This window comes from Stenotrophomonas sp. NPDC077659, assembly GCF_050268705.1.
GTDB lineage: Bacteria > Pseudomonadota > Gammaproteobacteria > Xanthomonadales > Xanthomonadaceae > Stenotrophomonas.
In genome coordinates, this window is sequence record NZ_JBNNHG010000127.1 from 1 (window position 1) to 11111 (window position 11111).

Consider the following 11111-nt stretch of genomic DNA (forward strand, 5'->3'; position numbering starts at 1 on the left):
GCGCCGATGGTAGTGTGGCTCAAGCCATGCGAGAGTAGGTCATCGCCAGGGTTTACACCCAAAACCCCGCTGCCCGCGCAGCGGGGTTTTTCTTTGCGTGAGGATAAACACGCCGGGCGCGTTGCCAACCAACCGGGTAGATCCACGCCATGCGTGGATGGCCCGCCGCCCACCGCACACAAAAAAAACGGCGCCCGGTGGGGCGCCGCCTGGACCTCAACACCCATCAGTCGAGCATGGCTCGGCTCTACGGGGCCGGGGCCTTGTTCTTCATCATCTCATCGCGGGCAGCCTTGAAGGGATTGCCTTCATACCAGTTCGGCCAGCGATCGCCGCCCGCCAGCTCCTTGCCCACGCCGTACATCAGCTCCAGGTCTTCCATGGTGCCGTCCAGCTTCCAGGTGGACGCATCAAACTCGTCCTTGGGACCGTGGTAACGGTTGTTGCCGTAGTCGGTCGCGGCCTTGCGGCCCGCTTCCACGCCGCCCTCGCGCAGGTCTTCGCCGCCATCGGCATACAACGCCGGCACGCCGGCCTTGGCGAAGTTGAAGTGGTCCGAGCGGAAGTAGAAGCCGCTCTGTACCGAGGTCTCACCATGCAGGGTGCGGTCCTGCGCGGCGGCCAGCGGCTTGAGGATGTCTTCCAGTTCGGAGCTGCCGAAACCGGTCACCGTCACGTCCTTGGCGCGGCCGGCCACCGACATCGCGTCGATGTTGATCACGCCCGCGATCTTGTCCAGCGGGAAGGTCGGGTGGGCGACGTAGTACTTCGAACCCAGCAGGCCGGATTCTTCCAGGGTTACGGCCAGGAACACCACCGAGCGTTCCGGCTTCGGGTCCTGATGGGCCATGGCTTCGGCCACTTCCAGGATGCCCGCCACACCGGTCGCGTTGTCGACCGCGCCGTTGTAGATGTTGTCGCCTTCCTCGCCCTCATGCTTGCCCAGGTGGTCCCAGTGGGCCATGTACAGCACGGCTTCGTCGGCGCGCTTGCTGCCCGGCAGTACGCCCACCACGTTGCGCGACTGCTTCTGCGCGATCTGGCTCTTCAGGTCCACCGCAGCGGTGGCCTTCAGCGGTACCGGCTTGAAGCCGCGCTTGCTGGCGTCCTTGTACGCCTGCGCCAGGTCCAGGCCGGCACCGGCGAACAGCGCCTTGGCCGCCTCCGCGCTCAGCCAGCCCTGCACCGGGATGCGAGCCTCCGGATCATCCTTGGCCGGAAGGTCGTACTGCGGGCCGGCCCAGGAATTCTTCACCACGTCCCAGCCATAGGAGGCACCGGCGGTGTCATGCACGATCAGCGCAGCGGCCGCGCCCTTGCGAGCGGCCTCCTCGAACTTGTAGGTCCAGCGCCCGTAGTAGGTCATGCGCTTGCCTTCGAACAGCTTTTCGTCACCCACATGGAAGCCCGGATCATTGACGAACATGACCACCGTCTTGCCCTTCCAGTCCTGGCCGGCGTAGTCATTCCACTTCTGCTCAGGCGCATCCACGCCGTAGCCGACGAACACCAGATCGCTGGCATCGATCTTCACTTCAGGCTGGCCGGTACGCGTGCCCACCACCATGTCGGTGCCGAACTTCAGCTCGGTGGTCTTGCCACCCTGGGTGATCTTCAGCACGGTCGATTCGTCGGCCGTGGTCTCGGTCATCGGCACGTCCTGGAACCAGCTGTCACCGTTGCCCGGCTGCAGGCCGATGCGCTGCATCTGGTCGCGGATGTAGTTGACGGTCAGCGCTTCGCCCTTGCTGCCCGGTGCGCGGCCCTCGAATTCGTCCGAGGCCAGCGTCTTGACCAGCTCGCTGAAGTCGGCCGCGTTGATGTCGGGCGCGAACGTATGTGCTGTCGGGGCAGGCGCTGCATCAGCGCTGGCGGCAGGTGCCGGAGCAGGGGTGTCTTCGCCTTTGCAGGCGCTGAGCGCGGCCGCGGCGGCCAGGCACAGGAGGAGTTTGCGGGGCATCGTTGTTTCCTGGATACACGAGGGATGGCCACGCCGGGCGCGGCCGGTGATGGGGAGCATTCCCCGTACTGCGGCGCCGGGGACGTCAGTCCGCCGGCGCGGTATCGGTGTCGAACGGAATCGGCTCGGCGCCGGTGACCGGCCCGACGCGTGCGCTGCGGTGCACGTACAGCACCACCTCGCGCTCAAACAGCAGCGGGCCCTCGACCACGGCGTTGGGCCCGATGATCACGCGCGGCTTGCGGCTGGCAGTCAGCGAAACGCTGAAGTTCGGCTTGCGCACGCGCAGGCCGCCACCGACCTGTGAACCGATGCCTACGGTGATGTCACCGTTGACGGTTTCCACGTCCTTGCGCACATCGGTGTTGACCAGGCCGATGCCGCCGTTGACCGTCTCCACGCCACCCTCGATCTGGCTGCCGTGGTCGCTGAAGATGCTGCCATTGACCGTACTGACATCGCCGCTGGACATCACCTCACGGCCCAAGCGCACGCTGCCGTTGACCGTCTCGATGCTGCCGGTGCGGGCGCGGTCGGCCACGGTGACGCCACCATTGACGGTGTCGATGCTGCCGGTTTCCACACCCTCGCCCACGCGGATGCCGCCGTTGACGGTATCCAGCTTGCCGTAGCGCTGGCCCGGATCGGCGCTGATGCTGCCGTTGACCTTGCTGATGTTGTCCTGTGCGCCAAGCGGACCGGCCACCAGCAGTGCGCCCAACAGCAGCGGAATGGAAAGAGTTTTCATGGGGATCTCGTCGTTGTGCGGCTGGCAGGCCGCGTGCGTTGATGTCACCATTCCCCGGCACCCCCTGCAACTGCCTGAAGTCACTGGAAAGCCCTTGCGCGACAACGTCTTCCCATCACGCCGACATCACATTGCCGCTCTGCGCAGTGGGCGTTGCCTGTTGCTGGGGGTGGCCCTGGCACTGGCCCTGCCGGTGCCGGGCGGTGCACAGACCGCCTCCACCCGCGAGGCCGAGCGCAAGCTGCAGAAGCTGCGCACCGAACTGAAGGGTGTGGCCCAGGAACGCCGGCAGATCGAGGGGCAGCGTGGCCAGGCCTCGCGGCAGCTGCGCGAAGCCGACGAGAAGGTGGCCCGCAGTGGCCGAACCCTGGCCCAGACCGAAACCGCGTTGCGCGAACAGAACCAGGCCCTGGCCGAAGCCGAGCAGCGGCGCGCGACCCTGCAGGCCAACCTGGCCCAGCAGAACCGCGAACTGGCCGGGCTGCTGCGTGCGGCCTACCAGTTGGGCAACCACGCACCGCTGAAGCTGCTGCTGTCGCAGGACACGGTGGCCGATGCCAACCGCGCCCTGGCGTACCACCGTTATCTGCAGCGCGAGCGCGCCCAGCGTATTGCCACGCTGACCGGCGATCTGAAGGAGCTGGAAGTGCTGCAGGCGCAGATCGCCGAGCGCCGGCAGGCACTGCAGGGGGCGCAGCGCGACCAGAAGCAGCAGGCAGCCACGCTGGCCGCCGATCGCCGCGACCGTGCGCAGACCGTGGCCTCGCTGGACGAGCGCTTCAAGGACCGCCGCGAGAAGGAACAGGCGCTGGGCCAGGATGCCAAGGCACTGGAAACGCTGCTGGCCAACCTGCGTGCTGCCGCCGCCCGTGCCGAAGCCGAACGCCGTGCTGCCGCACGCAAGGCCGCCGCCGAGAAAGCAGCCGCCGAGAAGGCCGCGCGCCAGGCCAAGGCCGAGGGCCGCCCGCCGCCGCCGACCAAGGTGCCGCCCGCCGCGGCCTCCGTACCTGCGCCCAAGGTGGGCGGGCTGGGCTGGCCGCTGTCCGGCAACCTGCTGGCCCGCTATGGTGGCAAGCTGCCTGACGGGCGCACCAGCAGCGGTGTGCTGATCGGCGCACCGGCCGGCAGCACCGTCACCGCCGTGGCCGATGGCACCGTAGTGTTCTCCGACTGGATGACCGGCTACGGCATGATCCTGATCGTCGACCACGGCAATGGCTACATGAGCCTGTACGCACATAACGACACCCTGCTGAAGGATGCCGGTGCCCGCGTGAGTCGTGGTGACGCGGTGGCCAAGGTCGGCAATTCCGGCGGCCAGGGCGTGACGGCGCTGTACTTCGAACTGCGCCGGGGTGGGCAGCCGGTGAACCCGGACAGCTGGCTGCAGCGTCGCTGAATCGTGGCCGGCGCAGGCATGGCCGGATTCAACGGGAATTTAGCTACGCTTCGCGCATAATCGGGACATGTGCCTTGGGCACGATGCCACCGTCCACAGGAGTGCTTCATGCGCGCAGCCCGTACCGCCACCCTCTTGCTGGCCCTGATGCCAGCGCTGTCCTGGGCGCAGCAGACTGCGCCGGCCCCCGCCGATACCTCCGGCCAGGCAGCCAGCAACGAGGAGGCGGTGACGTCGAAGGTGCCGCTGGAGGACATCCGCCGGTTCGTCGCTGTCTACAATGCGGTCCGCGCCGCCTATGTCGATCCTGTGGACGACAACAAGCTGATGCAGTCGGCCGTGCGTGGCCTGCTGCTGGATCTTGATCCGCACAGCACCTACTTCAACAAGGAAGACGCCGAAGCGTTCGACGAGCAGGCCACCGGCGCCTACGAGGGCATCGGCGTGGAGCTGCAGCAGCAGCCTGACAACGCCAGCATGAAGGTCATCGCGCCGATCGACGACACCCCGGCAGCCAAGGCCGGCATCCTTGCCGGTGACCTGATCATCGCCATCGACGGCAAGCCGATCAGTGCCATCGACGCCAGCGAACCGCTGCGCGGCCCGGCCGGCAGCAAGGTGGTGCTGACCATCGTGCGCGATGGCAAGCCCAAGCCGTTCGATGTCAGCCTGACCCGGCAGACCATCCGCGTGACCAGCGTGAAGAGCCGCATGCTTGAACCGGGCTACGGCTACATCCGCCTGAGCACCTTCCAGGCCGATACCGGTTCGGATTTCCAGAAGCAGGTGCAGCAGCTGCAGAAGCAGGCCGGTGGCCAGCTCAAGGGCCTGGTGCTCGACCTGCGCAGCAACCCGGGTGGCCTGCTGACGGCAGCGGTGCAGGTGGCCGATGACCTGCTCGACAAGGGCAACATCGTCAGCACCCGTGGCCGTATCCGCATCAGTGATGCGCGCTTCGACGCGACCCCGGGCGACCTGCTGAAGGGGGCACCCGTGGTGGTGCTGGCCGATGCCGGTTCGGCCAGTGCATCCGAAGTGCTGGCCGGTGCGCTGCGTGACAACAACCGCGCACGCGTGGTCGGCAGCCGCACCTTCGGCAAGGGCTCGGTGCAGACCGTGCTGCCGCTGGACAATGGCGATTCGGTGAAACTGACCACGGCGCGTTATTACACCCCCAGCGGCAAGTCCATCCAGGCCACCGGCATCGTGCCCGACGTGGAGCTGAAGCCGGCACCGACGCCTGAAGAAGATGCACTGCCGGCCAGCCTGACCGATTACAGCGAAGCGACCCTGCCGGGCCACCTGCGTGGTGACGACGAAGGCACCGAGGGTTACCGCGCGGGTGCGGTACTGCCAGGCGACGTTCCGATCAACGATGCACTGGCCGAACTGAAGAATCCGGGCTCGGTGGCCGCACGCCTGAAGGCTGAAGCAGCCAAGGCCGAAGCAGCCAAGCCGGCACCGAAGCCTGAAGCGAAGGCAGAGCCGAAGGCCGAATCGAAGCCGGTGGCAAAGCCCGCCGAAACGCCGGCCAAGCCGTGAGGTAGCGCCGGGCCATGCCCGGCGATGCGGTGGGCAAGGAGCCGGCCAGCGGCCGGCACTACCCGCAAGTCAGAACCCGTGTCGCTTGCGCAGTCTGCGGGCGATGGCGGCGCGCACGTACACGCCGTACAGCAGGCCGAACACGAAGCCGCCGATGTGCGCCCACCAGGCGACCATGCCGAAGCTCGGGCCGATGTAAGCAAACACCACCTGCAGTGCGGCCCATACACCGATCAGCAGGTAGGCCGGGGCACGCACGAATTCCAGGAACAGGCCCAGCGGGATCACCACGCCCAGGCGCGCGGCCGGAAACAGCGCCAGGTAGGCGCCGATCATGGCCGACACCGCGCCACTGGCACCGATGATGATCTGGTCGGGGCTGCCCATGGTGTAGATCGCCACCAGATTGGACACCGCGCCACCGACCAGGAACAGCAGCATCAGGCGCCAGGGACCCAGCACCCGCTCGGCGGGCAGGCCGAAGATCAGCAGGAACACCAGGTTGCCCAGCAGGTGCGACCAGTCGGCATGCAGGAACAGGGCGGTGAACAGCCGCAGCACGCTGCCGTCCTGCAGGGTCGCCCACCAGTCCAGCGGGTGGGTCAGGCCGGTGGACAGGGCGCCCCAGTCCAGCCAGAGGCTGTTGCGAGCATCCCCGGGGCGCGAGATCGACCACAGGAACGCCAACCACAGTGCCGCAAACAGCACGGGTGTCGCCCAGCGCAGCGTGGTTTTCTTGCGGGAGGGGAGTGAGACAAACATGAGCGCTAGCCTAGCGCGCCGGGGCCGAGCGCGGGCGTAGCGCCTGTTCAGTTTCTCCTGCCGCACGCGCGGGCGCCGCTGTTATTGTTTCATTAACCGGTCTGGTGGATACTCGCATACGGCGTCGTATGTCGGGAGGGGAATCCGGCGCGTTCTGGCGGACCTTTGCGGGTCCGGTAGGCGCAGGCGCACTCAGAGCACCATCACCGCTTACCGGAGAGACAACACGATGCAAACTGCTTCCACCATTGCCCGACTGACCCTGCTGGCCGTCGGCGTTGCCGGTGCGCTGGCCGCTGCCGATGCCAATGCCGCTGCCTTCCAGCTGAAGGAAAACAGCGCCAAGGGCCTGGGCCGTGCGTTCGCCGGCTCCACCTCGACCGAAGGCGATGCCTCGGTCATCGCCACCAACCCGGCCTCGATGCGCCTGCTGGACGGCACCCAGTTCCAGGGTGACGTCAGCGCCATCAGCTTCGGTGCCAAGTTCCGCGGCGAAGGCCAGTATGCCAACGGCGCGCCGATTTCCGGCGGCAACGGCGGCGATGCCGGCATGATCGCCCCGGTTCCGGCAGCGTATTTCCACGTCCCGTTCGGTGCCAACGACAACATGCACTTCGGTGCGTCGCTGACCGTGCCGTTCGGCTTCAAGACCGAGTACGACCGTGACTGGGTGGGCCGCTACAACGGCGTCAAGACCGAGCTGCAGGCGATCGATCTGGGTGCCGCGTTCTCCTATGACGTCAACCCGTACCTGTCCTTCGGCGTCGGCGTTTTCGCTGAGCGTCTGAACGTCGATCTGACCAGCGCTGTCGATGCCGGCACCGCCATCAACGCCAGCGCCCAGCAGCGCGCTTCGGCTGCCGTGCTGGCTGCCGGTGGCAGCGCTGCCCAGGCCGCCGCCGCTGCCCGCCAGGCCGCTGCCCAGGCCGCCCAGCTCGGCTTCTCGCCGGGTACCCAGGATGGTTACCTGCGCATCAAGGGTGACGAAGTGTCCGTGGGTTACACCCTGGGCATGACTGTCAGCCCGGTGGAAGGCACCAACATTGCCTTCAGCTACCGCTCGGAAGTGGAGCACAAGATCACCGACGGCAAGGCTGACTTCACCATGACCCCGCAGGCTGCGGCGTTCCTGGCCAGCGCTGCCCCGGGTACCTTCATCGACAGCAATGGCCGCGCCACCATCACCCTGCCGGCCAGCGCCACGGTCGGCTTCACCCACCGCGTGAACGACCAGTGGCAGATCATGGCCGAGGTCACGCGCACGGCGTGGAGCAAGTTCGACCAGGTTACCGTCGACTATGACTCCAACCAGCCGGACAGCGTGCTGCCGTTCCACTATCGCGACACCACCTTCGCGTCCATCGGTACCGATTACCGCGTGAACGACAAGCTGACGCTGCGTGGCGGCCTGGCGTACGACCAGACCCCGACCACCGACGCCCACCGTGACGTGCGCGTGCCGGACACTACCCGCAAGTGGCTGTCGCTGGGCCTGACCTACGCCCCGTCGGAGAAGATGGAATACAGCGTGGGCTACACCCACCTGTTCACCAAGGACCCGAACATCACCTCGACCTCGGCCACCGGCAACACCGTGACCGGCAAGTACAAGGTGACCGGCGACGTGCTGGCGGCTTCGATGCAGTACAAGTTCTGATCCAGGCCATGGCCTGAAGCAGTACGAAGGAGGCCCCGCGCGAGCGGGGCCTTCTTTTTGTGGGCGGCGCCATCCACGCATGGCGTGGAGCTACTGACGACGTCGGCCTTCCACACAGCCCATCCGGATCAACGACAATAGCGCCATGAACCTCTCCGATCCGAACTTCCAGCTGGAGCTGGCTGCCAACATCGCCGTCGCCGGCTCGATCCTGCTGGCCGGGCGCAACAACGTGCATACCTGGTGGCTGGGCATCGTCGGCTGCGCGCTGTTCGCGGCGGTGTTCGAGCGTTCGCACCTGTATGCAGACATGGTGCTGCAGTTCTTCTTCATCGCCATCAGCGTGCTGGGCTGGTGGCAGTGGCTGCGCGGCGACCATGGCGCGCCCCTGCCGATCACCCCGGTGCGACCGCGCGCCTGGGCCTGGCTGTTGCCGCTGGCGGTGGTGGCGACCTTCGCCTATGGCTGGATGCTGACCCGCCTGACCCAGGCCTATGCGCCCTACATCGATTCGGGGGTGCTGGTGCTGAGCGTGATCGCGCAGATCCTGATGATGCGGCGCAAGCTGGAATCGTGGTGGGTGTGGCTGCTGGTCAACACCATCGCCGTGCCGCTGTACTACAGCCGCGGCCTGCACCTGACCTCGATCCTCTATATCGGCTTCTGGATCAATGCGTTGGTGGCACTGCGCCACTGGCGCAGCCTGATGCGTGCCGAGGCCCAAGCGGCCGATGCCACGGCCTGAGCGCGTCGAGCGTGGTCTGGTGGTGGGCAAGTTCTGTCCGCTGCACCGCGGTCACGAGCGCCTGATCGACTTCGCTGCCGCGCACTGCCGGCACCTGCTGGTGATCGGCTGGTCGCAGCCCGGTTTCGCCGGTTACAGCGCCGCACGCCGCGAACGCTGGCTGCGTGCGCGCTTTCCGCAGGCGACGGTGGCGGTGCTGGATGATGCCCGCCTGGCGGCCTTGTGCGAACGGCACGGCCTGCCGCCGCGGGTGCTGCCACCGGATACTGACAGCGAACAGGCGCAGCGTGATTTCACCGCATGGCTGTGCCTGCAGTTGTTCGGTGGGCCGGTGCAGGCGGTCTTCACTGGCGAGGACTACGGCGATGGATTCGCCGCAGCGCTGGCTGCGCACTTCCATGCACCGGTGCAGCACCAGCGGCTGGAGCGCAGCCGCGATGCCGGCCAGCCCAGCGGCACCCAGCTGCGTGCCGATCCGCATGCGCTTCGCCACGGCCTGTCGCCGCAGGTGCATGCGGACTACGTGCAGCGCGTGGCCTTCATCGGAGGCGAATCCACCGGCAAGACCACGCTGGCGCGCGTGCTGGCCGAGCGCATGGGTACGCAGTGGGTAGCGGAGTACGGGCGCACGCTGTGGGAGATGCAGGGCGGTGAACTGGGCGAAACGGACCTGCTGCGCATTGCCGAAGAACAGCCGCGACGCGAGGATGCAGCCGCGCTGACCGCGCAGCGCTGGCTGTTCTGCGATACCACGCCGCTGGTGACCCTGGGCTACAGCGGCTGGATGTTTGGCACCGCGCCAGACGCGCTGCTCGAGGCGGCAACGCGGCCGTATGACCTGCTGTTCCTGTGCGCGCCGGACATCGCGTTCGACCAGGATGGCACGCGGGTAGGCGAGGCGTTCCGCACGCAGCAGCACGCGTGGTACCTGTGCGAACTGCAGGCGCGTGGGGTGCCATACGTGCTGCTGGAAGGTGATCTGGAAACACGGATCACGCGGGTGCAACACGAGCTGGCCAAGCGTGCGGACAATCGGTTCAGTGTCGTCCCGCCTCTGTAGAGCCGAGCCCATGCTCGGCTTGCACGGTGGAGCCGAGCATGGGCTCGGCTCTACAGGAAGCGGAAACACAAAAAAACCCCGCTTTCGCGGGGTTTTTCGTTCACTGCCTGACGCAGGCGATCAGTCGCCCAGGGTCAGCAGTGAGGCGTTGCCACCGGCGGCGGTGGTGTTCACCGTCACCGTCTTCTCAGTGGCAAAACGCAGCAGGTAGTGCGGGCCGCCGGCCTTCGGGCCGGTGCCGGACAGGCCCTGGCCGCCGAACGGCTGCACGCCGACCACCGCACCGATCTGGTTGCGGTTGACGTAGACGTTGCCCACATGGACGCCGTTGCTGATGCGATCAACGGTTTCGTCGATGCGCGAATGCACGCCCAGGGTCAGGCCGTAGCCGGTGGCGTTGATCTGGTCGATCACCGCATCCAGCTCGTCGCCCTTCCAGCGGATCACGTGCAGGACCGGCCCGAAGATTTCCTTGTGCAGCTGGCCCAGGTCCTTCAGTTCATACGCACGCGGTGCGAAGAAGGTGCCGTTGGCGGCTTCGTCGGACAGCTCGGCGGCGGCAATCAGGCGCGCCTCGCGGTCCATGCGCGCGGCGTGGTCCTGCAGGATCTTCAGTGCATCGGCGTCGATCACCGGGCCGACGTCGGTGGACAGCAGGCCGGGGTTGCCGACCTTCAGTTCCTTCATCGCACCGGCCAGCATGGTCATCACCTTGTCGGCGATGTCGTCCTGCACGAACAGCACGCGTGCGGCCGAGCAGCGCTGGCCGGCAGAGGTGAAGGCCGAACCGATGGCGTCCTTGACCAGCTGTTCCGGCAGCGCCGAGGAATCGGCGATGAAGGCGTTCTGGCCGCCGGTTTCGGCGATCAGCACACCGATGGCGGCATCACGCGCAGCCATCGCGCGGTTGATCGCACGGGCCGTCTCGGTGGAGCCGGTGAAGGCCACGCCGGCCACGCGCGGATCGGCGGTCAGCGCGGCACCGACGGTGGCACCGTCGCCCGGCAGGTACTGCACCACCTCGGCCGGTACGCCGGCGTCGTGCAGCAGCTTCACCGCGTAGTAACCGATCAGGTTGGTCTGCTCGGCCGGCTTGGCGATGACGCTGTTGCCGGCAGCCAGTGCGGCGGCCACCTGGCCCAGGAAGATCGCCAGCGGGAAGTTCCACGGGCTGATGCAGACGCTCATTGCTCGATTCGCCCTCCTGCATGCCCGGCAGGATGCCGGTATTGCCGGGC

Annotated in this window: 9 protein-coding genes; 5 read left to right on the forward strand and 4 right to left on the reverse strand. The window is 67.1% G+C overall.

Going from position 1 to position 11111, the window contains the following annotated elements:
- Positions 1-247: 247 nt before the first annotated feature.
- Both ACQKDV_RS15335 and ACQKDV_RS15340 read right to left on the reverse strand, forming a co-directional pair.
- On the reverse strand, positions 248-1960 hold the full coding sequence (locus ACQKDV_RS15335) for a M28 family metallopeptidase (RefSeq protein WP_427784840.1): 1713 nt from the start codon (positions 1958-1960) through the stop codon (positions 248-250).
- Between the two features lie 85 nt (positions 1961-2045).
- Positions 2046-2708, reverse strand: a complete 663-nt coding sequence (locus ACQKDV_RS15340; RefSeq protein WP_427784842.1) for a hypothetical protein — start codon at positions 2706-2708, stop codon at positions 2046-2048.
- Between the two features lie 94 nt (positions 2709-2802).
- Between ACQKDV_RS15340 and ACQKDV_RS15345 the strand changes: the two genes are divergently transcribed.
- Positions 2803-4107: a murein hydrolase activator EnvC family protein gene (locus tag ACQKDV_RS15345; RefSeq protein WP_427784843.1), complete on the forward strand. Its 1305-nt coding sequence runs from the start codon at positions 2803-2805 to the stop codon at positions 4105-4107.
- A gap of 108 nt (positions 4108-4215) precedes the next feature.
- Positions 4216-5649 (forward strand): S41 family peptidase, encoded by a 1434-nt coding sequence (locus ACQKDV_RS15350; RefSeq protein ID WP_427784845.1) that lies wholly within the window; start codon positions 4216-4218, stop codon positions 5647-5649.
- 69 nt (positions 5650-5718) lie between these two features.
- On the opposite strand, the gene ACQKDV_RS15355 is transcribed toward ACQKDV_RS15350, so the two are convergent.
- Entirely contained in the window at positions 5719-6411 is a 693-nt protein-coding gene (locus tag ACQKDV_RS15355; RefSeq protein ID WP_427784847.1) for a rhomboid family intramembrane serine protease, read from the reverse strand.
- A gap of 229 nt (positions 6412-6640) precedes the next feature.
- Between ACQKDV_RS15355 and ACQKDV_RS15360 the strand changes: the two genes are divergently transcribed.
- The 3 genes from ACQKDV_RS15360 (at position 6641) to ACQKDV_RS15370 (ending at position 9873) form a co-directional block, all read left to right on the forward strand.
- Positions 6641-8068, forward strand: coding sequence for an outer membrane protein transport protein (locus ACQKDV_RS15360; protein WP_427784848.1), 1428 nt, complete (start codon positions 6641-6643; stop codon positions 8066-8068).
- Positions 8069-8213: 145 nt separating this feature from the next.
- Positions 8214-8813: a nicotinamide riboside transporter PnuC gene (pnuC, locus tag ACQKDV_RS15365; protein ID WP_427784849.1), complete on the forward strand. Its 600-nt coding sequence runs from the start codon at positions 8214-8216 to the stop codon at positions 8811-8813.
- Positions 8800-9873: an AAA family ATPase gene (locus ACQKDV_RS15370; protein WP_427784851.1), complete on the forward strand. Its 1074-nt coding sequence runs from the start codon at positions 8800-8802 to the stop codon at positions 9871-9873. Before pnuC ends, ACQKDV_RS15370 begins: the two co-directional genes overlap by 14 nt.
- Before the next feature lie 120 nt (positions 9874-9993).
- Here the strand turns inward: ACQKDV_RS15370 and ACQKDV_RS15375 are convergent.
- On the reverse strand, positions 9994-11111 hold a 1118-nt coding region (locus ACQKDV_RS15375; protein ID WP_427784852.1), incomplete at its 5' end, for an L-glutamate gamma-semialdehyde dehydrogenase.

What these genes read in the sequence shown, in the direction of transcription:
- ACQKDV_RS15335 (WP_427784840.1), bottom strand. Translation starts at nt 1,960, where the DNA reads ATGCCCCGCAAACTCCTCCTGTGCCTGGCCGCCGCGGCCGCGCTCAGC.
- ACQKDV_RS15340 (WP_427784842.1), bottom strand. Translation starts at nt 2,708, where the DNA reads ATGAAAACTCTTTCCATTCCGCTGCTGTTGGGCGCACTGCTGGTGGCC.
- ACQKDV_RS15350 (WP_427784845.1), top strand. Translation starts at nt 4,216, where the DNA reads ATGCGCGCAGCCCGTACCGCCACCCTCTTGCTGGCCCTGATGCCAGCG.
- ACQKDV_RS15355 (WP_427784847.1), bottom strand. Translation starts at nt 6,411, where the DNA reads ATGTTTGTCTCACTCCCCTCCCGCAAGAAAACCACGCTGCGCTGGGCG.
- ACQKDV_RS15360 (WP_427784848.1), top strand. Translation starts at nt 6,641, where the DNA reads ATGCAAACTGCTTCCACCATTGCCCGACTGACCCTGCTGGCCGTCGGC.
- pnuC (WP_427784849.1), top strand. Translation starts at nt 8,214, where the DNA reads ATGAACCTCTCCGATCCGAACTTCCAGCTGGAGCTGGCTGCCAACATC.
- ACQKDV_RS15370 (WP_427784851.1), top strand. Translation starts at nt 8,800, where the DNA reads ATGCCACGGCCTGAGCGCGTCGAGCGTGGTCTGGTGGTGGGCAAGTTC.